At 40.3% G+C, this 22,196-nt stretch carries 17 protein-coding genes; 13 read left to right on the top strand and 4 right to left on the bottom strand.

The genetic code is table 11. The features are described from left to right. Window positions 1–138: 138 nt before the first annotated feature. The 12 genes from ACFINK_RS04500 to ligA all read left to right on the top strand — a co-directional run bounded on the left by ACFINK_RS04500 (window position 139) and on the right by ligA (window position 16,069). Window positions 139–1,293: an FtsW/RodA/SpoVE family cell cycle protein gene (locus ACFINK_RS04500; RefSeq protein ID WP_375638336.1), complete on the top strand. Its 1,155-nt coding sequence runs from the start codon at window positions 139–141 to the stop codon at window positions 1,291–1,293. After that, complete coding sequence (murG, locus tag ACFINK_RS04495; protein ID WP_375638335.1) at window positions 1,286–2,422, top strand: undecaprenyldiphospho-muramoylpentapeptide beta-N-acetylglucosaminyltransferase; 1,137 nt, start codon at window positions 1,286–1,288, stop codon at window positions 2,420–2,422. The genes ACFINK_RS04500 and murG overlap by 8 nt, the downstream gene beginning before the upstream one ends. After that, complete coding sequence (gene murC / locus ACFINK_RS04490) at window positions 2,406–3,833, top strand: UDP-N-acetylmuramate--L-alanine ligase (protein WP_375632331.1); 1,428 nt, start codon at window positions 2,406–2,408, stop codon at window positions 3,831–3,833. Before murG ends, murC begins: the two co-directional genes overlap by 17 nt. Continuing rightward, window positions 3,811–4,788, top strand: coding sequence for a UDP-N-acetylmuramate dehydrogenase (gene murB / locus ACFINK_RS04485; protein ID WP_375638334.1), 978 nt, complete (start codon window positions 3,811–3,813; stop codon window positions 4,786–4,788). The genes murC and murB overlap by 23 nt, the downstream gene beginning before the upstream one ends. Before the next feature lie 237 nt (window positions 4,789–5,025). After that, window positions 5,026–5,946: a D-alanine--D-alanine ligase gene (locus ACFINK_RS04480; RefSeq protein WP_375611998.1), complete on the top strand. Its 921-nt coding sequence runs from the start codon at window positions 5,026–5,028 to the stop codon at window positions 5,944–5,946. After that, complete coding sequence (locus tag ACFINK_RS04475) at window positions 5,934–6,845, top strand: cell division protein FtsQ/DivIB (protein ID WP_375618227.1); 912 nt, start codon at window positions 5,934–5,936, stop codon at window positions 6,843–6,845. Before ACFINK_RS04480 ends, ACFINK_RS04475 begins: the two co-directional genes overlap by 13 nt. Further along, window positions 6,842–8,143, top strand: a complete 1,302-nt coding sequence (gene ftsA, locus ACFINK_RS04470) for a cell division protein FtsA (RefSeq protein ID WP_375613372.1) — start codon at window positions 6,842–6,844, stop codon at window positions 8,141–8,143. Before ACFINK_RS04475 ends, ftsA begins: the two co-directional genes overlap by 4 nt. 63 nt (window positions 8,144–8,206) lie before the next feature. Then, window positions 8,207–9,979 (top strand): cell division protein FtsZ, encoded by a 1,773-nt coding sequence (gene ftsZ / locus ACFINK_RS04465; RefSeq protein WP_375638333.1) that lies wholly within the window; start codon window positions 8,207–8,209, stop codon window positions 9,977–9,979. A gap of 214 nt (window positions 9,980–10,193) precedes the next feature. Then, window positions 10,194–11,078: a UDP-3-O-acyl-N-acetylglucosamine deacetylase gene (gene lpxC / locus ACFINK_RS04460; RefSeq protein WP_375638332.1), complete on the top strand. Its 885-nt coding sequence runs from the start codon at window positions 10,194–10,196 to the stop codon at window positions 11,076–11,078. 158 nt (window positions 11,079–11,236) lie between these two features. Beyond that, the gene (locus ACFINK_RS04455; protein WP_375638331.1) at window positions 11,237–12,130 is read left to right on the top strand and encodes an outer membrane protein assembly factor BamD; all 894 of its coding nucleotides are present in this window, start codon (window positions 11,237–11,239) and stop codon (window positions 12,128–12,130) included. Between the two features lie 6 nt (window positions 12,131–12,136). After that, window positions 12,137–13,798: a DNA repair protein RecN gene (gene recN / locus ACFINK_RS04450; protein WP_375628839.1), complete on the top strand. Its 1,662-nt coding sequence runs from the start codon at window positions 12,137–12,139 to the stop codon at window positions 13,796–13,798. Window positions 13,799–13,909: 111 nt separating this feature from the next. Next, the gene (gene ligA, locus ACFINK_RS04445) at window positions 13,910–16,069 is read left to right on the top strand and encodes an NAD-dependent DNA ligase LigA (RefSeq protein WP_375638330.1); all 2,160 of its coding nucleotides are present in this window, start codon (window positions 13,910–13,912) and stop codon (window positions 16,067–16,069) included. A 712-nt stretch (window positions 16,070–16,781) separates the two neighbouring features. Here ligA and ACFINK_RS04440 read toward each other — a convergent pair. The 4 genes from ACFINK_RS04440 to ACFINK_RS04425 form a co-directional block, all read right to left on the bottom strand. After that, the gene (locus ACFINK_RS04440; RefSeq protein WP_375638329.1) at window positions 16,782–17,186 is read right to left on the bottom strand and encodes a hypothetical protein; all 405 of its coding nucleotides are present in this window, start codon (window positions 17,184–17,186) and stop codon (window positions 16,782–16,784) included. A gap of 909 nt (window positions 17,187–18,095) precedes the next feature. Then, window positions 18,096–19,922, bottom strand: a complete 1,827-nt coding sequence (locus ACFINK_RS04435; protein ID WP_375638328.1) for an aminopeptidase P family protein — start codon at window positions 19,920–19,922, stop codon at window positions 18,096–18,098. A 22-nt stretch (window positions 19,923–19,944) separates the two neighbouring features. Continuing rightward, window positions 19,945–20,814, bottom strand: a complete 870-nt coding sequence (locus ACFINK_RS04430) for a 50S ribosomal protein L11 methyltransferase (RefSeq protein WP_375613378.1) — start codon at window positions 20,812–20,814, stop codon at window positions 19,945–19,947. A gap of 26 nt (window positions 20,815–20,840) precedes the next feature. Next, window positions 20,841–21,422: an SCO family protein gene (locus ACFINK_RS04425; protein ID WP_273790767.1), complete on the bottom strand. Its 582-nt coding sequence runs from the start codon at window positions 21,420–21,422 to the stop codon at window positions 20,841–20,843. Window positions 21,423–21,558: 136 nt separating this feature from the next. Between ACFINK_RS04425 and ACFINK_RS04420 the strand changes: the two genes are divergently transcribed. Continuing rightward, complete coding sequence (locus tag ACFINK_RS04420) at window positions 21,559–22,188, top strand: DapH/DapD/GlmU-related protein (RefSeq protein WP_375612008.1); 630 nt, start codon at window positions 21,559–21,561, stop codon at window positions 22,186–22,188. Window positions 22,189–22,196 lie beyond the last annotated feature (8 nt).

The raw sequence follows: 22,196 nt of genomic DNA, 5'->3' as shown, positions 1-22,196 counted from the left end.
CATCAGTTATAAAAAAATATTTTTGCGTTAAGACTCCAGAATCTTTTTTTGTGTAATTTAGTTTTTAAAGTGTTTGTTAAACAGGCTGGGGAACCATATTACTTTGAGATAATTTATAAAATGGATAAGGTGGATACCATGGTGACGCGTGCAGATAGAGATCCAATTGCTAATTGGTGGTGGACGATTGATCGCTCTATCTTTGCAGCTTGTTTAATTTTAATGGGAATTGGCATTATGCTGTCTTTTGCTGCCAGCCCTATTATTGCAAAAAAAATCGGAATTGCTGATAGTTTTTATTTTGTTCGGTGGCATATCATTTTTAGCATTTCAGCATTTTTTACGATGGTTACCATTTCCTTTTTTTCGCTTTCTAATATTCGTCGTTTATGTGCTCTTTTGCTCATTGTAACGCTTGCTCTTATGGTTGCAACCTTATTTTGGGGTCCAGAATTAAAGGGAGCACGGAGGTGGATTCTACTATTTGGTTTTTCTGTACAGGCTTCAGAGTTTATGAAGCCAGCTTTTGTGGTTATGTCCGCTTGGCTTTTTTCGGAACAGATACGCAAGAGGGGCATTCTGGGTTATACGTTAGCGATTCTACTTTATGCCATTTGTTGTGTGCTTCTGGTTTTGCAGCCTGATATTGGACAAACAGTTTTAATAAGTGCAACATGGGGGGGGCTGTTTTTTATTGCTGGTGTCCCTCTTACTATTATTTTTCTCTTTCTCATTTTAGGCGTTGTAGGAATTATTTTAGCTTATCTTTTTCTGCATCATGTGCGCGAGCGGATCAATGGTTTTTTGACAGGTGAAGGGGATACGTTTCAAGTGGATGTGGGACGTGAGGCTATTTTGAATGGTGGTTGGTTTGGGCAAGGTCCTGGGGAGGGCACAGTAAAACGTATCATTCCTGATAGCCATACAGATTTTGTATTTTCCGTTGCTGCTGAAGAATATGGTATTATTCTTTGTTTATTAATTATGATGCTGTTTGGCTTTATCGTTATGCGTTCATTGTATATAGCCATGAATACACGTGATTCCTTTATACGTCTTGGTATTACTGGCATAGCAATGATGATTGGCTTTCAATCAGCTATTAATATGGCCGTTAATCTTCACTTAATTCCTCCAAAAGGTATGACATTGCCTTTTATTTCTTATGGTGGTTCTTCGATGGTGGCGATTGCGTTTTCAATGGGCATTTTGCTTAGTTTAACACGTCGTTGGCCAGAAGCGCGCCTTTCAGCTTTTTCTTCCTCTTCTGTCTTGGATACCCCTTATGAATGATAAAAAAGTTATTATTTTGGTGGCTGGTGGTACAGGTGGACATCTTTTTCCTGCTGAAGCCCTTTCTGTTGAATTAAGGCAGCGTGGATATGATGTTCATTTAATAACAGATGAAAGAGCACGCCCTTTTGTTCGGTGTTTTGATGAAGAGCATATTCATATCGTTTCATCGGCAACATTTACACGACGCCATCCTTTTGCTCTGATAAAGACGTTTTGGTCTTTGCTAAGGGGTATGGGGCAATCGTTGGCGTTGTTTTATAAATTACGTCCTGTTCTTGTTGGAGGATTTGGGGGGTATCCGAGCTTTCCTCCTCTTTTTATTGCGGCTTTAACGAGGCGTGTGACATTTATTCATGAACAAAATGCTGTTATGGGGCGTGCCAATCGGGTGTTGGCAATTTTTGTGCGTGCAATCGCTGGTGGTTTGTTGTCGCCAAATGGCGCTTATGCTCATAAAATACTTTTGACGGGGAATCCTGTCCGTGAGGCTGTGTTGAAGGCGGCCAAAATTCCTTATCATTCTTCAGAGGGAGAAAAGCCATTTAATTTTTTGATTTTTGGAGGTAGTCAAGGGGCTTCTGCTTTTTCACATATTGTTCCAGAAGCTATTGCTTTATTTGATGATAAGAACCGTAAACGTTTACGAATTGTACAGCAAGTCCGCGGTGAAGCAGGAAGGTTGATCAAAATCTATCGTGATATGGGGGTACAAGCAGAAGTTGCTCCTTTCTTTGATGATATGGCTGAACGTATGGCACATGCTCATTTTATTTTGTCGCGCGCTGGGGCTTCGTCCGTTTGTGAGATAGCGGTGATTGGTAGACCTGCTCTGCTTGTTCCCTATCCCCATGCTTTAGATCATGATCAGGCTGCCAATGCAGCTTTGCTTGCTCGTGTGGGGGGAGCACAAATTATATCAGAAAAAGATTTAAATGCACAAAAGCTTTCTTCTCTTTTAATGCACGCTTGTTGTGCGCCCCATTTATTGGAAAAACAAGCGCTTGCTGCAAAAAAAGTTGGACAACCTCATGCAACCCGTCGCCTTGCTGATATGGCTGAATCCTTAACTGCAGGGCGATTGTTGTCAGATATAAAAGAGGAGCTTTTTAATGAAAATGCCACTTGATATAGGCGTTATCCATTTTATCGGAATCGGGGGGATCGGTATGAGTGGAATTGCGGAGGTTTTTTATAATCTTGGCTATAAAGTTCAAGGGTCAGATCAAGTTGAAAGTGCAAATGTTGAACGTTTGCGGAAAAAAGGAATTAACGTTCATATAGGTCATTGTGCTGAAAACTTAGGGAATGCAGAGGTTGTTGTTTTTTCTACTGCCGTTAAAAAAACAAATCCTGAGTATATTGCTGCAAAGGAAAGACATTTGCCGCTTGTCAGACGTGCAGAAATGCTGGCGGAGCTGATGCGATTTCGGCGTGCAATTGCAGTGGGTGGTACACATGGTAAAACAACAACCACATCAATGGTCGCAGCCCTTCTTGATGCTGGTCATTTTGATCCAGTGGTGATTAATGGCGGTATTATTAATGCTTATGGTACGAATTCTCGTACGGGAGATGGCGATTGGATGATTGTTGAAGCTGATGAAAGTGATGGTACATTTTTAAAGCTGCCTGCTGATATTGCTGTTATTACTAATATTGACGCTGAGCATTTGGATCATTATGGAAGTTTTGATGCTGTGCGTGAGGCTTTTCGGCAATTCGTAGAAAATGTTCCTTTTTATGGTTTTGCTGTTTTGTGTCTTGATCATCCAGAGGTTCAGTCATTGGCGGGCCGTATTGATGATCGTTGGGTGATCACTTATGGTGCAAATCCACAAGCGGATGTTCGTTTTCTTAATCTTTCGATGGATGGTCAAAAAACGCATTTTGATGTTCTTGTTCGCTCACGCAAAACAGGAAGAAAGATTGAGTTGAAAAATTTGCTTTTGCCCATGGCAGGGCAGCATAATGTTGCCAATGCAACGGCGGCGATTGCTATTGCGCATGAACTTGGCATTTCAAATGAAGCTATAAAAAGGGGCTTAGCAGAATTTGGCGGAGTAAAACGGCGTTTTACGCGAACAGGAAGTTGGCGTGGCATTGAAATATTTGATGATTATGGACATCATCCTGTTGAAATAAAGGCTGTTTTGCGTGCTGCACGTGAGAGTGCAAAAGGGCGTGTTATTGCGATTGCACAACCCCATCGGTATTCGCGTTTGTATCATTTATTTGATGATTTTGCTGCTTGTTTTAATGATGCAGATACAGTGTTGATTACGCCCGTTTATGCGGCTGGTGAAGAGCCTATTGTAGGATTTGGTTCTCAAGAATTGGTAGAGCATATTAAAATGGCGGGTCATCGTGATGTGCGCTTGATACATGGTTTGGAAGATGTTGTGTCTCTTGTCTCAAAATTTGCTCAGGCAGAGGATTATGTTGTTTTTCTTGGTGCTGGCAATATCACACAATGGGCTTGTGCTTTGCCTCATCAGTTAGCGGTATTGGATGGTCATGATAAATTTTCAGCACATTGATGGTGAGGCGCTATTGGCGCAATTGCAACCACTGTTAGGTGGCGTGAGAGGAAAGCTTACACCTAATGTTGAGATGCGTAAGGTAACGTGGTTTCGCACGGGCGGGTTGGCAGAGCTTTTTTATCAGCCTGTCGATGAAGAAGATTTGGCTCTCTTTCTTCAAAATTTGCCTGAATTTGTTCCTGTAACAATTGTCGGTATTGGTTCTAATCTTCTGGTGCGTGATGGGGGGGTTCCTGGTGTTGTGATTCGTCTTTCGCCAAAAAAATTTGGGCAAGTGAAGCAAGTTTCTCCAAAAGGCTTTTTAGTTGGTGCTGGTACGGCGGATAAACATTTAGCTGCTGCCGCTTTAGAAGCTGAGATTGCAGGTTTTCATTTTTATCATGGTATTCCTGGAGGTCTTGGAGGAGCTCTCAAAATGAACGCAGGTGCGAATGGTGTTGAAACCGCAGCGCGTGTTGTCGAGGTCTATGCGCTGGATCGTAAAGGGCAACGTCATATCTTGAGTGTGGAAGATATGCATTATTCCTATCGCCATTGTGATATTCCTAAAGATTTTATTTTTACGGCTGCTTTATTAGAAGGAAAACTCGGCAATAAAGATGATATTCGTGCTGCTATGGATGAAGTTGCCCTCCACAGAGAAACTGTGCAACCTATTCGTGAAAAGACAGGGGGATCAACTTTCAAAAATCCTGAGAATGGATCTGCGTGGCGCGTGATTGATGAAGCAGGGTGTCGTGGTTTACGGATTGGTGGCGCTCAAATGAGTGAAATGCACTGTAATTTTATGATTAATACAGGGCAAGCAACAGGATATGATCTTGAAGTATTGGGAGAAACAGTGCGTGCGCGTGTTTTTGCAAATTCAGCCCACCTTTTACAATGGGAAATAGAGCGTATTGGTCAATTTGAGCGTGGTCGAAGTGTTTCTCCTTTTGATCCATTTCATTGATTTATTGTTCACTAAAAAGTGAAAATAAAAAATTGAGTCATTTCAAAGAGATAATAAAAAATTTCTATTAAGAATCAATAAATTAACAAAGAATCTCTTGCATCCGGCTTTTGAGTCTGATTCATTATGCAAAATGCTAGGTTATTGATTCGCAAGGATAAACTTTGTTTTTCCTGTATGTAGTGCTGATGTATTCTATATAGACTACATATAGTATGCGAAAGAGGGTGATTTATTATGAAAGATAAACATATAGCTGTGTTAATGGGAGGTTTTTCTTCTGAACGGTCTATAAGTTTATCTTCAGGGGCGGCGTGTGCTGATGTTTTAGAGGTGCAGGGGTATCGCGTGAGCCGCGTGGATGTTGATGCTCATATTGCTTCTGTTCTTGAACAGTTGCAGCCCGATATTGCCTTCAATGCATTGCATGGTCCATTTGGTGAAGATGGCCGGATTCAGGGGATTCTTGAATATTTAAAAATTCCTTATACTCATTCTGGCGTGATGGCATCTGCTTTGGCAATGGATAAGGGACGTGCAAAAATTATCGTTGCAAATGTTGGGGTTTGTGTTGCTCCTTCTCGTATCATGAGCCGCTTTGCTTTGGGCCGAACGCATCCCATGGAGCCTCCTTATGTAATTAAACCTGTGTGTGAAGGATCAAGTTTTGGTGTTGTCATTGTTCAAGGAAATGAAGCTGCACCGCCGCATAATATTGGGGGAGCTGAGTGGGGGTATGCCGATGAGGTGATGATTGAAAAATATATTCCTGGTCGTGAATTGACTTGTGCTGTTTTGGGGAACGAAGTGCTGGATGTGTGTGAAATTCTTCCCGATAAACACTTTCCATTCTACGATTATGACTCAAAATATAAAACGGGTGGTTCTCTTCACATTTGTCCTGCACAACTTTCACTAAATATTTACCAAAGTGTGCAAAGAATGTCTTTAGCAGCCCATCAGGCGATAGGGTGTCGAGGTGTTAGCCGTTCTGATTTTCGTTTTGATGAAAAAACGGGAGAATTGGTTTGGCTTGAAATTAATACGCAACCAGGTATGACCTCGACGTCTCTTCTTCCTGATATTGCAAAAGCGAGCGGCCGTACTTACGGCGATATTGTTCAATGGATGGTGGAGGACGCATCATGTATGCGTTGAATGTTAATAAAACAAATGTTCCGATGGAGGTGCTTTCAGTGCCGGCTTTGCCACGTCTTTATCGTCGTTTTCTTCGGTTTATGTTTGAGTTTGTTTTTGTCAATATTCATATTCCACGCCATTTTGGCTCTTTTGCTGTTGTGTGGTTTTTCTTTGTTACGGCTTTTTATGGACTTTCATCAAGTGGTCAGATGGCTGTGATCGTAAATACGATCATATTGGATAGTAGTTTTGTGGTCACTCATGTCGATATAAGCGGTAATAAGCGCTTGGCAAAGCAGGATATTTTTAAAATTTTAAAACTTGATGTTGCGCCTTCTATATTCACTTTTGATGTTGAAAGAGCGCGTTCTCTGTTGGAAAAACAGGCTTGGGTGCAATCGGCTAATGTTCAGAAAATTTATCCCAATAGAATGCGCATTTCCATCGTGGAGCGTGAACCCTATGCCATTTGGCAACATGATGGCATAATGGATATTGTTGATAATACAGGTCGTGTCATTGTGCCTTTTAAAGGAGAAATTGTTCGGGATTTACCTCTTGTGGTTGGGCAGGGTGCACAAAATGCTGCTAAAGTGTTTATTCAAGCGCTGTCAGTCTATCCGGAAGTATATGATCGTATTCGTGCTTTTGTGCGGGTAGGTGATCGACGTTGGGATCTTGTTTTGAATAATGGAATGCGCGTTATGTTGCCTGAAAATGGTGCTCTTGAAAGGCTTTCTTCTCTTTTTTCGTCCGGTACAATGCAAGATCTTTTATCTCGCGATATTCTCAGTGTTGATTTACGTCTTGCTGATCGAATTACTGTTTCTTTATCAGATGAAACGTTGGAGCGTTATCATACTACTGTAGCAGAAGAAGAACGTATTTTAAAAGCGCGAAAGGCAGGAAGCCTATGATGCTACTCAGATCACATCATTTGAAGGGGCGTAAAACACGTTTTTTAACGGTACTTGATGTCGGTTCAAGTAAGATTGTTTGTCTTATTGCTTGTTTGCGTCCTTTGAAGCATGCACACTATTTACATGGTCGTACACATTCTACGGAAATTCTAGGCTTTGGAGTGCAGCGTTCACGTGGTATTAAATCCGGTGTTGTTATGGATATGTTTGCAGCAGAACAATCAATAAGATTGGCTGTTGATGCGGCAGAAAAAATGGCGGGTTTGGTGGTGGATTCAGTGATTGTGAATTTTTCCTCAAGTCGATTACAAAGTGCTTTGATTAATGGAAAGGTTCATTTGAATGGTCGTGAAGTCACCAAGCGTGATATGCGTATGGCCTTTTCAGATGTTTCGCGTAAAGCCTTTGATGCTGAACGTCATGTTATGCACTCAGTTCCAGTTTCTTATGTATTGGATGGAGATAAAGGAATTTTTGATCCTATTGGCATGGCAGGGGAAACATTTGGTGTCGACGTGCATGTGGTAACAGCAGAAACAGCCTCTTTGCGTAATTTGGAAACTTGTATTAATCGTGCACATTTGAGTGTTGAAGCAATGGTTGCTACTCCCTTTGCAAGTGGTCTTGCTGTCTTGATGAATGATGAGGCGCGTTTAGGGGCTGCATGTATTGATTTTGGTGGTGGAACAACAACATTTTCAGTGTTTTTTGAGGGGAAATTTATTCATGCAGATGCTCTTGCTGTTGGGGGGCATCATGTCACTCTTGATGTTGCGCGCGGATTTTCTATGTCTTTAACAGAGGCGGAACGTTTAAAAGTTGTTTATGGTTCAGCACTTTTAACAAGTGCTGATGAGCGGCAAATGATTAATGTAGCAGAAATTGGGAGTGAACAGCGTGAAACTCAATATCCTCGCGCGGTTCTTGGGCGTATCATTCGTGCGCGTGTTGAAGAAATTTTAGAAATGGTCCGTGATTGTTTAAATCGTTCTGGTTTTGGTCACATCATTGGTAAACGTGTTATTTTGACTGGGGGAGCAAGCCAGTTAACAGGATTGCCAGAAATGGCACGTACTATATTAGGAAGAAATGTTCGTATCGGGCGGCCTTTAGGTATTTCGAGGCTTCCTTCTCTTGCAAAAGGGGCGGCGTTTACATCTGCTGTTGGGTTGTTAATTTATCCGCAATTGGTGGGTTTTGAAGAAAAAACAATGCAGGCGGCAGGAAATCATTTATCGATGGGCACGCGTGGATATTTTCAGCGTGTTGGTCAGTGGTTGCGTGAGAGTTTTTAGTTAAGTCTAGTTGGATAAATTTCATCGCTTTGGCTTGCGGTGTCTTATGAGAAGGAAAAGAAAATGACGATTAATCTGCATCGGCCAGATATCGCGGAATTGAAGCCACGCATTACCGTTTTTGGTGTTGGAGGTGGTGGCGGGAATGCCGTGAATAATATGATAAATGCTGGTCTTCAGGGAGTTGACTTTGTTGTTGCAAATACGGATGCACAGGCTTTGGCTATGTCAAAGGCTGAACGTGTTATCCAACTTGGGGCAGCTGTGACAGAAGGTTTGGGTGCTGGGGCTTTGCCTGAAGTTGGACAAGCGGCGGCGGAGGAATGTATTGATGAAATTATTGATCATCTTGCAGACTCTCATATGGTTTTCATTACTGCTGGTATGGGGGGAGGAACTGGAACAGGGGCTGCTCCCGTTGTTGCTCGCGCAGCGCGTGAAAAAGGTATTTTGACTGTTGGTGTTGTGACAAAGCCGTTTCAGTTTGAAGGCGCACGTCGTATGAAAACGGCAGAGGCTGGTATTGAAGAATTACAAAAGTCTGTCGATACATTGATTGTTATTCCCAATCAAAATCTTTTCCGTATTGCAAATGATAAGACAACGTTTGCTGATGCTTTTGCTATGGCTGACCAAGTGCTTTATTCTGGTGTTGCTTCCATTACGGATTTGATGATTAAAGAGGGTTTGATTAACCTTGATTTTGCTGATGTTCGTTCTGTTATGCACGAAATGGGTCGAGCTATGATGGGAACGGGTGAGGCATCTGGTGATGGGCGTGCTTTGGCTGCGGCTGAAGCTGCTATTGCAAATCCATTGTTGGATGATACCTCTATGCGTGGGGCGCGTGGTTTATTGATTTCTATTACGGGTGGTCGTGATATGACTCTCTTTGAGGTTGATGAAGCTGCTAATCGTATTCGTGAAGAAGTAGATGCTGATGCGAATGTGATCTTTGGCGCTATTGATGATGAGTCATTGGAAGGTGTTATTCGTGTTTCTGTGGTTGCCACCGGTATTGATCGTGAAGTTAGTGATGTGGTTCAGTCCTCTCATCCTCAGATTCAAAGGCCTGCTTCTTCAATACGCAAGAGCGATCCTGGAACGTCACACAGTTCTTTTCATGTTCAATCATCGCCTCTGCGTTCTGAGTCAATGGTAGAAGTGATCGAATCACTTGAAATAGAGAAGGGTAAATCAACCGGAGAACAGTTCCGTCCCAAAAGTCAAATTTTTGCACATCCTGCAGAAGCAATGACAACACGAAGTGCAACGAATGCTGTTGCGTATGGTTCAAATGCTGTTCAGGAACAGAGATCAAATGTGCCTCGTATGCAAGTAAGCCGTGGTTCTCAACAGGCGATGACGGCTCCTGTGAGTATGGAGGCAACAGCGCATGTTCTTGATGAGATGACAGGGCTTGTGAAGCAAAAAGAAAAGCCAGTGCAACCAAAACAAATGCAACAAATGCAAGCGCGCGCTCCAATGCGTATGCCTGAGTTAAAGGATTTTCCTCCTGTTGCTCATGGACAAAGCCAAAGAACATTTGTGACGGATCAGGGTCCTCGTAATCTTTGGCAGCGTTTGAAACAGAGCTTGACACATCGTGAAGAAGCTGAGCCAGAAGCGAGGCTGGAGCCTGCTGTTAGATCGTCTCAGCAGAAAGATTCTCATGTTTACAATAAAAACTCTCAGGCGCTTTCTCAAGATGCTTCTGTTTATGTTCCACGTCGTTCTGGTGAGCTGCATCCTCAGGTACCACAAGATCAGCGTACTTTTATAAGTGAAGAAGATCAGTTGGAAATACCAGCATTTTTACGTCGTCAGGCAAATTAATTGATGAAAAATGAGGTAAAGTAAGAAATTTTATTATTTCTTTAATGATCAGACAAAAATTATACAGTAAAATATATTACTGTATTTTGGATAAAATACTTTGTTTTAAAAAAACCGCTTACAATAAGCGGTTTTTTTGTATTATTTACTATGAATATTTTTTATAGTTTTATAAATTTTGTTAAAAGATGTACAAGCAATTTAATAAAATGATATGATGAATTTAGTACCAAAATATCAGTCTACTCTTAAAAAAGCAGTAACATTTAAGGGGATTGGCGTTCATAGTGGCTGTTTGTCAGTGGTAAAGGTTTGTCCAGCGGATGTTGGGTGTGGTATTGTTTTTAAGCGTTGTGGATTAGACGGAACAGAGAAAATATTTCAAGCCCATGCATCGCAAACAGGAGAAACTGAATTATCAACAGTACTTGGAGATGGAGATGTAAGGGTTGAAACAATTGAACATTTGATGGCGGCAATTGCTGCTTATAATTTGGATAATCTTGTTATTGAAGTGTCACATAATGAGATTCCTATTTTGGATGGTTCAGCGTGGCTATATTGCCAAGCTTTTGAAGATGTTGGTATTGTACAGCAAAATGCGTTGCGTTCTTATTTCATTATAAAAAAGCCCGTGCGGGTTGAAGGAGCTCATGGTGTTGCAGAGCTTTTGCCATTCGATGGACGTCGTTTTGATATAACGATCTCTTTTCCTTCTTCTGCTATTGGTAAGCAACATTTCAGTTTTGATCTTACCACACGAGGGTTTAGGGATGATTTGTCACGTGCGCGCACTTTTGGTTTTATCAAAGACGTGGAAGAATTAAGGCTTTCTGGAAAGGCGAGAGGCGCTTCTTTGGAAAATTCTCTTGTTATCGACCTTAATGATAAAATTTTAAATCCCGATGGTCCTTATTGGGAGAATGAATGTGTTCGGCACAAGATGCTTGATGCGATTGGTGATACTGCTTTGCTTGGGGCACCTTTTATTGGATTATTTCGTTCTTATTGTAGTGGGCATAGAATTAATGCGCAATTGGTGAAGGCTGTTTTGGCAGACGAATCATATTATGAAAAAAGCTTTTTAGAGAAAAAGTAAAAAAATTGGCAAGATTTTTTTATCGTTTATTTGATTTTTAAGGGGATGATTGACCTAAACTGCTAAATTGGTTATGTGGATTTTAAAGTGATATGGTATAAAACCTTTGATAAATTGTTTTTGCTACAAGGTGATATTCTGTGGAGGCCGGAAAAACTATGAAAAAATCTCATGTGTACATTGGAAATATGACATATAGAAAATCTAACATTGTACGCAAGATATTGGGGGTGGTGCTTTTGGGAAGCACCTGTATGTTAGCGGGATGCCTCTTTAAAGAGAAAAATACCCTTGATCCATCTGCTTATGTTTTGAAAATAGAGCCACCAGATGTTTTATATAATCAGGCGCTTGCTAGCCTTGAAAGTGGGCGGCTTGGGGATGCATCGAAGAAGTTTTTGAAGATTGAAAAACAGTACGCTTATACAGACTGGGGACGTAAATCTTTGGTCATGGGTGCTTTTACTAATTATCGACTCGGAAAGTATGATGATTCAATTAGTATGGCTCAACGCTATATTACTCTTTATCCAGGGTCGACTGACTCGGCTTATGCATACTATATTATTGGTCTTTCTTCTTTCCGTCGGATTCCTGATGTTACGCGTGATCAACGTGATACGAAACGTGCTATTGCTGCTATGCAGCTTCTTATAGAGCGTTATCCTAATTCTGAGTATGTCAAGGATGCTAAGGATAAAATCCGTTTTGGTCGCGAACAACTGGCTGGTAAAGAAATGCAGATTGGCCGTTATTATGAAGAGGGGCGGCGCTATCTTGCGGCAAGTAGACGGTTTCGTACCGTAGTTGAAGAGTATTCTGATACAAATCAAATTGAAGAAGCACTTTTCCGCTTGACTGAGGTTAATCTTGCTCTCGGCTTAACGGCGGAAGCACAGACGGCAGCAGCTATTTTAGGACGTAATTATCCCAAAAGTGAGTGGTATAAATTTTCTTATAATCTCTTGCAGAAGAATAAAATATCACCACGTGAGCATAAATCTTCTTGGATCTCAAATGCTTTAGGTGGTGACAAGAAGAGGGTACGTTGATTCTCTATGTTGGTACAGCTTTCGATTCATAATATTGTTTTGATCGAAACGCTCGATATTCATTTTACAGCGGGGTTGACGGTTTTAACTGGAGAAACGGGTGCGGGGAAGTCTATTCTCCTTGATGCTTTATCACTTGCTCTAGGGGGGCGGGGTGATGCTTCGCTTGTGCGTCATGGGGCTGACCGCGGGCAGGTCACAGCTGTTTTTGATGTGTCTGTTTCACATCCTGCACGTCAACTTATTCGTGAGAATGGTCTTGATGATGAGGGTGATATTATTTTACGACGTGTGCAATCAAGTGATGGACGTAGCCGTGTTTTTATCAATGATCAGGTGTCTAGTGTTGCATTGATGCGGAGTGTTGGCCGTTTGCTGGTTGAAATCCATGGACAACATGATGATCGTGCGCTTGTTGATGTTGCTACACATCGCCAATTATTAGATGCCTTTGGTGGTCTTGAAGATGAAGTGGAAAATTTGCGTCAGTGTTATCACACATGGCGTGAATGTGAGGAGCGTTTGCAACAGCAGCGTCTTAAAGTAGAGAGCGCTGTACGTGAGGTTGATTATCTTCGTGCGTGTGTAGAAGAGCTTGAAAAGCTTGATTTTCAAGTTGGTGAAGAAGATGCTCTTTCTCTTCGCCGTGCAGATATGCTTAAATTAGAAAAAATAGCAACGGATATAAAAGAAGCGGATGATCTTTTAACGGGTCAAAAATCACCAATCCCAGTGCTTTCCAATTTGGTGAGGCGTTTGGAGCGGAAAATTCCTGAGGCGCAAGAACTTATTGCACCAGTGGTGAAATCTATTGATGAGGCATTGCATGCACTTGCAACAGCACAAGAAGGTATTGAGGTGGCAATACGAGCATTGGACTTTGAACCTGATGAATTGGAACGGATAGAAGAACGTCTTTTTGCTCTTCGGGGTTTTGCTCGTAAATATCAAGTTTCTGCGGATGAATTGGTTCAGTTACGCGATAAAATGGATGCTGAACTGGCTGATTTTGAAGAGGCTCAGACCATATTGACACGTTTTGAAGATGAGGCAGAGCAGGCAAAGAAAAATTATGATACATTGGCGCAAGCCTTAACAATAAAGCGTCGGGAGACAGCAAGGCATTTATCTGAAAGTGTTATGGCTGAGTTGCCGGCATTGAAGTTAGAGAGGGCTGAATTTATTGTTGAAATGCAAAGTGATATGGAAAAGCGGAGTGCAGAGGGATGTGATCGTATTGAATATTGGGTGCGGACAAATCCTGGAACACGTGCTGGGCCGATGCTTAGTGTGGCTTCTGGCGGTGAATTATCTCGTTTTTTGCTGGCATTAAAAGTTGTTTTATCTGATCGAGGATCAGCACCGACGCTGATTTTTGATGAAATTGATACAGGCGTTGGGGGGGCTGTTGCAGCGGCTATTGGGCAACGGTTGCAACGCTTATCAGAACATGTCCAAGTTTTCGCTATTACGCATGCTCCACAGGTTGCATCGAAAGCGCATGGTCATTTTCTTATTTCAAAAATTGAGAGTCATGATAAAGGACGCTTTGTTACTGCGATTCATAAAATGAAAGAACATGAGCGTGCAGAAGAAATTGCCCGTATGTTGGCTGGAGAACAGATTACTGAAGAAGCGCGTGCAGCGGCTCAAAAGCTTCTCGCATAAAGGTAATTAGTCAGCGATAAAAATACTAGAAAGCTTATATTTATTGAGATTCACTTGATGAGGAGGCGTGGGAGGCCCTTGTGGCAGCGCTTGTAATTTGGAATAGATTTTATGAACAAAGATGCATATAAAAATCTCACAGCTGTTGAAGCAGAACGTGAATTAGAGTGGTTGGCAAAAGAGATTGCACGTCATGATGTGCTTTATAATCGTGATGATCAGCCTGAAATTTCTGATGCAGAATATGATGCTTTACGTCGTCGTAATGCAGAAATTGAAGCTCTTTTTCCAGAGCTTATACGTATTGATTCTCCTTCACATAAAATTGGAGCACCAATTTCTGAAAAATTTGAAAAATCTGTTCATGCACAGCCTATGCTTTCACTTGATAATGCGTTTAGCTCTGAAGATGTTACTGAATTTGTTGAGCGTATTCGTCGTTTTTTACGGCTTCCAGAAACACAAGTGTTGGAAATAACAGCGGAGCCAAAAATTGATGGTTTATCTTTGTCTTTGCGCTACGAAAAGGGGCAGCTTGTGCGTGCGGCAACGCGTGGGGATGGAACTGTCGGTGAAAATGTGACGGCAAATGCCCGAACAATTGCTGATATTCCACAAGTTTTGCAAGGTGATTTTCCTGATATCATTGAGGTGCGTGGTGAAGTTTATATGGGGCGGGAAGATTTCCAAGCACTAAATATCAGCCAACAAGAGAAGGGCAAGTTAACCTTTGCCAATCCTCGAAATGCGGCGGCTGGTTCTCTCCGTCAGCTTGATTCACGGATAACCGCTAGCAGAAAACTTCAATTTTTTGCTTATGCTTGTGGTGAGGTGAGTGAAATATTGGCAGAAAGTCAAATGGAGATGATGAAAAAGCTAAAAGAGTATGGCTTTGTTATCAATCCATTAACAAAAGTCTTTAAGACAGTAGAAGATATTATTTGCTATTATCACGATATCGAAGAATGCCGTCATTCTTTAAGCTATGATATTGATGGCATTGTTTATAAGGTTAATGATTTGATGCTCCAAAAGCGCTTGGGGTTTGTTTCTCGTTCGCCGCGTTGGGCTATCGCCCATAAATTTCCAGCAGAAAAAGCGATAGCGCTTTTGGAAGATATTGACATTCAAGTTGGTCGCACGGGAGCTTTGACACCTGTTGCACGTCTTACGCCTATTACTGTTGGTGGAGTGGTGGTGACCAATGCTAGTTTGCATAATGAGGATTATATTAAGGGAATTGGTCATAAAGGAGAGCCCATTCGTGAAGGACGTGATATCCGTGTAGGTGATAGCGTGATTGTACAACGTGCTGGTGATGTGATCCCTCAAGTTATTGATGTTATCATTGAAAAACGCCCGAAAGATGCTGCTGTTTTTATTTTTCCTCATTTGTGTCCAGCTTGTGGGAGTCATGCTGTTCGTGAAGTGGGAGAAGCCGTGCGTCGCTGTACAGGGGGGCTTATTTGTCCTGCACAAGCAATTGAACGTATTCGTCATTTTGTTTCACGCAATGCTTTTGATATTGAAGGCTTGGGTAAAAAACAGGTAGAGTTTTTTTTCTATGCTCAAGATGAGGCGCTTTGTATTCATACACCAGCCGATATTTTTACTTTACAACGGCGCCAAGAAAAGTCTTTGATACGTTTGGAAAATATGGAAGGTTTTGGTATTGTTTCAGTTCGGAAACTGTATGATGCTATTAATGCGCGCCGAGAAATTCCTTTGAGCCGTTTTTTGTTTGCATTGGGGATTCGTCATGTTGGCGAAGTGAATGCACGCCGCCTTGCACGTGCTTATAAAAATTATACAGCTTTTGAAACTGCGGCTATGGAAGCATTTATGCCATGTGATAAGGAAAATGAAGAAGGAAATGAGGCTTGGATGGAACTTACCAATATTGAAGGAATTGGACCACAGGTAGGGGGCGCAATTGTTGATTTTTATAGAGAAGCGCATAACCGTGAGATTTTATCTGTTTTGCTTGAAGAAGTAACTCCTCTTGATGAGGAGCCTATCATAGCAGATTCTTCACCAATAGCGGAGAAGATCATTGTTTTTACAGGAACTTTGGCGCATATGTCACGCGATGAAGCAAAAGCATTGGCAGAGCGATTAGGGGCTAAAACATCTGGTTCACTTTCTAAAAAAACAGATCTTCTTGTTGCAGGACCTGGAGCGGGCTCCAAATTGGCTAAAGCTGAAGAATTAGGTGTTGAGGTTATCGATGAAGAGGCTTGGCTACAGCTGATTGAGAAACATAATGTTTAGAGGATGTTTTCTAGAAGATGCGTATGCTGTTTGTGTGGTTATCTCTCTTACATTTGGGGGAGCTGGAATCAAAAAGGAGATAAAGGGGCTATTTTTTGTAAACATAGAATGCCAATATATTTTGATATTTATTAAGTTATTAAAAATGATTAACGCTGAGCTTAAATATTAAACTTAAACTATTATGATGAAGAATATGCAAGGTTATTATTAGTAAAAGATATAAATTATTACTGTGAAGAAAGGTAAAATTTTTGAACAAATATGTAGAGTTTAATCCAAAATGCCGTAATAAACCGATTATAATGACGTAATAGAAATGTAACGCGGAAGATTACAAAATATAATAAAACATTCCGCTATAAATGAATAAGGGATATAAATGCGAGTTGTTTATTATGTTGAATTTATAAAAGATTACTGGTACCTATACTTATCAGGCATTATTAGATGGTACACTTGTCCAATTTCATTACAAAATTTCGGATATTCGCTAATGCGTCTAGCAGCATAATTTTTTTCCTGACTTCCTTCATCTCTCTCAAATTTCTCAGCATAGGAAATTTCGTTTATTAGAGCTAGTATTTGGATTGAGAATATTTCAGAATTAAATACCATTCGTGCGTATCTAAACATTGGATCTGTCGAGTTCATGACTAAATTTTTTGCCCAAATGAAATCGTTTTCTTTCCAATTATATTGAGAATGTAGCTTATGTATGTAGGTAGGTAGGGAGGGATAATGCTGGAAATTTTTTATTGTACTCTCCCTGTAATAAGTCCACAAGGCATGCACACCAAACAACTTTCGCATGGATAAGATTTATATTTTCAGGAATTAGTACTATCATCCCAGGGCTTAGAACATGATATACACCATAACTCTTATTATCCAGATATTTTTTTGCAATTTCTAGGCGCTCTTCGTATATATTATCAGGATATTGTGTCTTTACGTACTCTTCGTATAATTTATCGTACTGATTTTGAGTAATGACTTGATTTTCAGAAAATAAAGCAATAGGAACTCGCTTAAATTTAGTAATTTCCTTCAATACAGAAGGCCCAATATAGTATCCAAATAATAATATTACGGAATAAAATAAAATTATACGCATTAAGATAGTCACTTTATTTCTAAAATACTGGATAAGGAAAGGATATAGATTACTAAGATCTGTGCTTAAGATTTTGTTAACTAACAAGCTATAAGACACACGTTTTATTGTGTATTTTTCAGAGCATTTGTAAAACTCTGTAGAGAGTTTGAATCTTCTTTATTTACGTGACTGTTTTTGTGTTATCTAGTTTTTATATCCTCTGTTATTGTTGTTAATTTTTAGCTGAATAACACATTCAGGTAAAAACACATGCCTCCATATATGTTGTTTTTATACTGTGCAGTTGGAAACTATCTATATTGTGGATAACGTTTTTTCAACAGTAAGTAATAGTCTAGAAAATAATATTGTATTGTTAACTATGCAAATAAATAAAAAACCTTAACGCTGATGTTATCATCATGCTCCTTCTTTTAATTCTAAATACTTAATTTTATTTCATGGCAGATTCTATTTCATTGTAGCAATATATATTATAATGAATTACAGCTATTGTAAATGATTCAAGAATTAAAATAATATAAATTATCATTGTGAAGCAAACAAAAAGGTAAAATTTATTCGAATAAATATGCAGAATTTTTGAATCCAAACAGCGTAATAAGTTGGTTATAATAGGTGTTTTAGAAATACGATGCGGAGGGTTACAAAATATAACGAAAGTTTCCATATAAAGAAACTAGGGATATGAGAGTGTCTAGATGGAGATCGCCAAGATAAGTATTACCGCGTATAGGTGTATCTCATCTTGCTTCACCGAGGTTAGCGTTTACCGTACCAGCAAAAAACTTGAAGTATCTTGTAGAAATATTTTTTGTGTTTGCTGATGGTAAATTCGCACTTCTCTCTTTAAAAGAGAAGGGTGTAGTGTTTTGTAGAAAGGGTAAAAGTTATAGGTTGCTTCATTTAAAGGGGCATTGTTGCTTCTTTTGCCCATTTTTTATCTTCTTCATTTAAGTAAGGTGCATTCATCTGATAAACGCGCGCATGGTAATCATTGAGCCATTGTCGTTCTTCTTGTGTCAAAAGCTCTGGAAGGATTAACCGTCGATCAATGGGGCAATGTGTGAGTGTTTCGAACGAGAGCATTTCTATATCTCCACCATCAATTTTTTGTGCTGGCTGCACAATCATCAAATTTTCAAGACGGATACCAAAAGCGCCTTCGCGGTAATAGCCTGGCTCGTTTGAAAGAATCATACCGGAGATGAGTTCTTGGCACCCTTTGCGAGAAATATTTTGCGGTCCTTCATGGACACAAAGATAAGATCCAACACCATGACCGGTGCCATGGGCATAATCAAAACCAGCTTTCCACAATGCAATGCGTGCAAGAGCATCAAGGTCTTGTCCTCGTGTGCCTTTTGGAAATCTGATAGTTGAAAGAGCAATCATGCCTTTGAGGACAAGCGTAAAACAGCGTTTTTCTTCTTCTCCAATATTCCCAATTGCTACGGTGCGTGTGACATCAGTCGTGCCATCACGATATTGTCCACCTGAATCAACGAGGTAAAGTTCACCGGCTTTGAGTTGTTTATTTGTTTGCGTTGTTACACGATAATGAATAATGGCACCATTTTCTCCTGCTGCTGAAATTGTATCAAAAGAAAGATCTTTAAGTTTTTCTCCCATTTCTTTTGCTGTATTTATGCGAAATTCTTCTAATTTTTGAGCAGCAGAAATTTCACTTATTGACCCTGGTATTTGTTTATCTAACCAAGAAAAAAAACGGGTTAGGGCAACACCATCGCGTAGATGCGCTTTGCGTGCGCCATTGAGTTCTGTGTCATTTTTAATGGCACGTGGTAGAGCAGCAGGATCGGTAAGTGTGATAAAAGAGCTATTTTTTTCTTCAATAACAGTTCGTAATTTTTCGCATGTTAGCTGTGGATCTAAGGCAAACACTGTCCCTTTTTGAACATACTCTTTGATCTTGGGAATAAGCTGTTCTGGTTCATATAATTTTGCATAACGTTCCAGATATTGTTTCTGTTCTACACCAAGTTTTTTGTTGTCAATGAATAAGGCTGGTGTTTCGTTAAGTGGAATGAGAGCAAAACAAAGGGAAAAAGGCGTGTTGGAAACATCATTGCCCCGTATATTGAATGTCCATGCAATGGAAGAGGGGTCTGTAAAAATAAAAGCATTTGCATGAGTTTGCTGTATATCTTTGTAAATCAAAGCGAGTTTTTCATCTGTATCGCACCCAGCATATTTGAGAGGGTGAATTGATAAGGCAGATTGCGGTAACTTTGGTTGATTATGCCAGAGCAAATCAATGGGATTATGTTGAACTTCTACAAGTTTTCCACCTGCTTTCATTTCTAATGCGTTTCTCAATGCATCGGTGGCAGCAATCGTGTGGAGCCATGGATCAAAGCCAATAGAAAGTTTTTGACCATTTTTTTCAAGCCATTGTGAGGGAGGACAAGTTATGAGATCTTCATAATTAAAAATATCAGGATCAGTTTGTTGGCGAACTTGGAGCTTATATCGCCCATCTGTAAATATGATGGCTTTGTTTTTTAAAATCAGTGCAATCCCAGCTGATCCAGTAAAGCCGGTTAACCAGCTAAGGCGTTGAGCATGAGGGGGGACATATTCTCCTTGATGCTCATCGCACCGCGGAACAAGAAAACCATCGAGTCCAAGGTGATCGAGTTCTTTACGAAGGCAAGAAATACGTTCTGCTGCATAAGCAGGATTTGTGGTCGCCTCAAAAGACTGATACATAACGACGTCCTTTTCTTTTCTTTTATTTCAGATGTATCGTAACCCATCCTTGCCGGTGGTATGTTTCGATATGCTTCATTCCTTGTTTTATATAAGTCTCTAAAACATGGGCATGTTGTTCTTCAAGAATTCCAGAGAGTATAAGTGATCCCCCTTTTTGAAGTGCTTTTACCACTTCTTGCGCAAGTTCAATAAGCGGATTAGCAAGGATATTGGCAACGATGAGATCAAAAGGGGCTCGTGATGCAATTGCATCATGGGCAAAACCTGTTGCTGTGATAGCTGTAACATATTCCTTGACACCATTGAATTCGATATTGTGTTGTGCAACTTGAACAGCAATTGGGTCAATATCGGATGCAAGCACAGTAATTGGTTTGAGCATTGCTATGCCAATGGCTAGTACACCGCTCCCAGTACCAAGATCAAGGGCATTTTTGGGATTTTCGTGTTTCATGACTTTGGCAATCATTTCTAAACAACCGGCTGTTGTTCCATGATGTCCGGTGCCAAAAGCTTGATTAGCTTCAATTTCAATAGGGAGAACATTTGCTGGAATGGCGTTTCGGTTGTGACTTCCATGAAGGAAAAAAGGACCGGCTTGCACAGGTTTTAGTCCTTCTAGGCTTTTTTGTACCCAATCAATGTTGGGTAAAACTTCCATATTAATATTATCAAAATCTATAGAAAGGATTTGAGCAAAACGTTTCAATGCGTTCTCTTGATTGTCTTGATCGACATATAGAGAAAGCTCATATACAGCATTTTGTTCATCTATCTCTGTAAGAGCAAGAGGATACCCTTCTTCGTCAAAGGCTGTTTCTATAAGGGTATAGAACCGTTCTGCTTCATTTCTAGAAGCAGTATAATAGAGGCGAATTTGTTGCGACATGCTGTTCTTTCTTTTGATCGGTTTTTTTAGTTTAAGATGAGTTTTTTTAACCGTTCAATGGCGATTTCATCTTTTAATTCGCTATCGCTTTCTTTCGTGTCATAACGGATAACGCCAGCTAATTTTCCACCTTTTTTGAGTAAAAAAATTGCTGCTGTATGGTTATATGTATAGTTTCCATCTGTTTCAGGGACTTTTTCAGCAACGATGTTGAAAGAATTGACCATTTTATGAACTTTTTCAGGATCTCCGCTGATGCCAACAATTTTATTGTTAAAATTACTGAGATAATCATGGAGTACTTTTGGTGTGTCACGTTCAGGATCAACAGTCACAAACCATATACCTAATTTATCAGCTTCAGGCCCAAGGGCTGTAAGCCATCGATCAAGATTCATCAGTGTGGTAGGGCAGCTTTCAGGACACATAGTGAAGCCGAAAAAAATTATTGAAGGCTTGCTTCGAACATCAGCCTCAGTAATATTTTTTCCATTAGAATCAGTGAGAGTAAAGTTATCACCTAAAGGCTTATTTGTCAGCGTATCATAAATAAAAACACCTGCAAGAAATATGATTGTCAGCCCCAAGATGCGTATTACATTTTTCATAGTTTGACTCTCTTAGATAGATCGAGAAATTGTAACATCGGCAGGTTTGTTTTGCAATGTTTGTTTCATGGTTGATTTTATTGGCTTGATTGGTATGTCTTTCCATATCTATTGATAAAACATTGGTGAAAGATGTATGAATATTGAGAAAGATCTTCGATTTCATGAAAGTGAACCTCGTATCCATACGACAGCGCGGCTGCATGGTTGTAAATTAGGGCGCTATGTGGAAATTAATGAGCGGGTGATTTTACGGGATGTAACCGTTGGAGATTTTTCTTATTTAGAGCGTAATAGTGAGGCTATTTATAGCGATATTGGCCGTTTTTGTTCTATTGCATCTCATGTACGGATGAATGCGTTGGAGCATCCTATGGAGCGCGTTTCAACGCATAAAATAACCTATCGTCCAAACGAATATTTTCGTTATATGGCATTAGATAGTGGTTTTCGTGAAAGGCGTTGTGCAAAACGTGTTATTATTGGGCATGATGTGTGGATTGGACATGGTGCGGTTATTATGCCTGGAGTGACAATTGGTCATGGCGCTATCATTGGCGCGAACGCTGTTATAACGAAAGATGTTATGCCTTATACGATTGTCGTTGGGGTGCCTGCTAAGCGATTGCGGATGCGTTTTCCCAATCATGTGATAGAATGCCTTTTAAATATGGCTTGGTGGGATTGGCCACTTGATAAAATTCACGACGCATTGCCTGATATGCAAAATCTGCCCATTGAAGCCTTTGTTCGTAAATGGAAATGATAGTCAGA

The organism is Bartonella sp. AA16NXGY (assembly GCF_042197325.1).
Taxonomy (GTDB): Bacteria; Pseudomonadota; Alphaproteobacteria; order Rhizobiales; family Rhizobiaceae; genus Bartonella.
The sequence above is the reverse complement of the archived record's forward strand: the minus strand, read 5'-3'. Positions and strand labels throughout refer to the sequence as shown.

Bases quoted from the DNA above. Each gene is read 5' to 3' on its own strand.
- ACFINK_RS04500 (WP_375638336.1), top strand. From the start codon at position 139: ATGGTGACGCGTGCAGATAGAGATCCAATTGCTAATTGGTGGTGGACG.
- murG (WP_375638335.1), top strand. From the start codon at position 1,286: ATGAATGATAAAAAAGTTATTATTTTGGTGGCTGGTGGTACAGGTGGA.
- murC (WP_375632331.1), top strand. From the start codon at position 2,406: ATGAAAATGCCACTTGATATAGGCGTTATCCATTTTATCGGAATCGGG.
- murB (WP_375638334.1), top strand. From the start codon at position 3,811: ATGATAAATTTTCAGCACATTGATGGTGAGGCGCTATTGGCGCAATTG.
- ACFINK_RS04480 (WP_375611998.1), top strand. From the start codon at position 5,026: ATGAAAGATAAACATATAGCTGTGTTAATGGGAGGTTTTTCTTCTGAA.
- ACFINK_RS04475 (WP_375618227.1), top strand. From the start codon at position 5,934: ATGTATGCGTTGAATGTTAATAAAACAAATGTTCCGATGGAGGTGCTT.
- ftsA (WP_375613372.1), top strand. From the start codon at position 6,842: ATGATGCTACTCAGATCACATCATTTGAAGGGGCGTAAAACACGTTTT.
- ftsZ (WP_375638333.1), top strand. From the start codon at position 8,207: ATGACGATTAATCTGCATCGGCCAGATATCGCGGAATTGAAGCCACGC.
- lpxC (WP_375638332.1), top strand. From the start codon at position 10,194: ATGATGAATTTAGTACCAAAATATCAGTCTACTCTTAAAAAAGCAGTA.
- ACFINK_RS04455 (WP_375638331.1), top strand. From the start codon at position 11,237: ATGAAAAAATCTCATGTGTACATTGGAAATATGACATATAGAAAATCT.
- recN (WP_375628839.1), top strand. From the start codon at position 12,137: ATGTTGGTACAGCTTTCGATTCATAATATTGTTTTGATCGAAACGCTC.
- ligA (WP_375638330.1), top strand. From the start codon at position 13,910: ATGAACAAAGATGCATATAAAAATCTCACAGCTGTTGAAGCAGAACGT.
- ACFINK_RS04440 (WP_375638329.1), bottom strand. From the start codon at position 17,186: ATGCGTATAATTTTATTTTATTCCGTAATATTATTATTTGGATACTAT.
- ACFINK_RS04435 (WP_375638328.1), bottom strand. From the start codon at position 19,922: ATGTATCAGTCTTTTGAGGCGACCACAAATCCTGCTTATGCAGCAGAA.
- ACFINK_RS04430 (WP_375613378.1), bottom strand. From the start codon at position 20,814: ATGTCGCAACAAATTCGCCTCTATTATACTGCTTCTAGAAATGAAGCA.
- ACFINK_RS04425 (WP_273790767.1), bottom strand. From the start codon at position 21,422: ATGAAAAATGTAATACGCATCTTGGGGCTGACAATCATATTTCTTGCA.
- ACFINK_RS04420 (WP_375612008.1), top strand. From the start codon at position 21,559: ATGAATATTGAGAAAGATCTTCGATTTCATGAAAGTGAACCTCGTATC.